Here is a 1,692-nt window from a genome sequence, read left to right as displayed (position 1 = left end):
AATGAAAATTCAAAATTAGAAGCGCTTGCCCACGAGCTTGTAGATGTGGTAGGTCCACGATTGGTAGGAACTCCACAGATGAAAAATGCGCACGACTGGGCAGTGAAGAAATATGATAGCTGGGGAATTTCAGCTGAAAACGAAGAATATGGTACCTGGCGTGGCTGGGAGCGTGGCATCACCCATATTGACCTTGTAGAGCCAAGATTAAGAACGCTGCAAGGAAGGCAACTTGCCTGGAGCCCTTCAACCGGAAAAAAAGGTGTAACCGCTGAGGTAATACTATTGCCAGAAGCTTCAGACTCTACTGATTTCGCCAATATGCTTTCTTCGGTAAAAGGAAAATTCGTGATGATCTCGGTAAACGAACCTACCGGGAGACCTCCATACAACTGGGAAGAATGGGCCACTGAAAAATCCTGGAAAAAGATGCAGGGCAGTATAAAAGAAACCGATTCCCTTTGGAGAGACCGAATTAATAAGACTGGGTATGGTTACAGGGAATTACCTAAAGCACTTGAGAATGCTGGGGCAGCTGGAATTGTAACTTCTAACTGGTCTCACGGCTTTGGTGCAAATAAAGTATTTGGAGGGTATACCAGTGAAATCCCAACAATAGATATAAACCTTGAAGATTATGGCTTGCTTTATCGTTTAGCTGAAAATGATAACGCTCCCAAAATAAAAGTGGTAGCTCAATCTAAAGATCTTGGAGAAGTACCAACGTTTAATACTATTGCCAGGATTGAAGGCAGCGAAAAACCTGAAGAATATGTTATTCTTTCAGCGCATTTTGATTCGTGGGATGGCGGAACCGGCGCGACCGATAACGCTACAGGAACTATCGTAATGATGGAAACTATGCGAATTCTTAAAAAACTTTATCCAAATCCCAAGCGAACTATCATTGCCGGACATTGGGGAAGTGAAGAGCAAGGCTTAAACGGTTCCCGTGCCTTTGTAAAAGATAATCCTGAAATTGTTGCTAATGTACAGGCCTTATTCAATCAGGATAATGGAACCGGAAGGGTTAAGAATATTAACGGACAGGGTTTTCTGCACGCCTACGATTACATAGGAAGATGGCTGGAACCGGTTCCGCAGGAAATTAAGGGTGAAATTGAAACTTCTTTCCCCGGGACTCCATCGAGTGGAGGAACTGATCACGCTTCTTTTGTAGCAGCCGGTGCACCTGCATTTATGCTAAATTCTTTAAACTGGTCTTACTGGGACTATACCTGGCATACCAATTTAGATACTTATGATAAAATTGTTTTTGATGATGTGAGAAGCAATGTGATCTTAACCGCGATTATGACCTATATGGCGAGCGAAGATCCTGAAACTACTTCCAGAGAGAAAGCGGTTTTACCAATTAGCAGAAGATCTGGTGAACAAATGACCTGGCCCGAGCCAAGAGATGCAAATCGAAGAGGAGGATTAGATTAATTAGATAAAATTGGTCAAAAAAAAATCCGTAGCTCAACAGAGCTACGGATTTTTTTTATTCTGGATTTCTTTCTAACCGTCTAAAGGAGCTCCTACAGGCACTGAACAGGAATGTCCAGGTTCACCATGAGGTGGATTGACCTTAGTGTCTGAACTTGAACTCTTCATCCTCACTGGAGATTGAGTATTGGTTTCTGGAGTATTTGTATTCTGTTGGGTAGATGCCTGATCTAAAGGCGCTCC

Annotated in this window: 1 protein-coding gene; it reads left to right on the top strand. The window is 42.8% G+C overall.

All coding sequences use genetic code 11. The features are described 5' to 3' along the window. Positions 1 to 1,449: M20/M25/M40 family metallo-hydrolase (locus tag ACESK1_RS05920; RefSeq protein WP_372918891.1), on the top strand; the 1,449-nt coding region annotated here is incomplete at its 5' end. Positions 1,450 to 1,692: the final 243 nt, after the last annotated feature.

It is taken from the genome of Salegentibacter sp. (assembly GCF_041642575.1).
GTDB lineage: Bacteria > Bacteroidota > Bacteroidia > Flavobacteriales > Flavobacteriaceae > Salegentibacter.
Note: the sequence above shows the minus strand (reverse complement) of the source record. Positions and strands in the feature narration are given on the sequence as shown.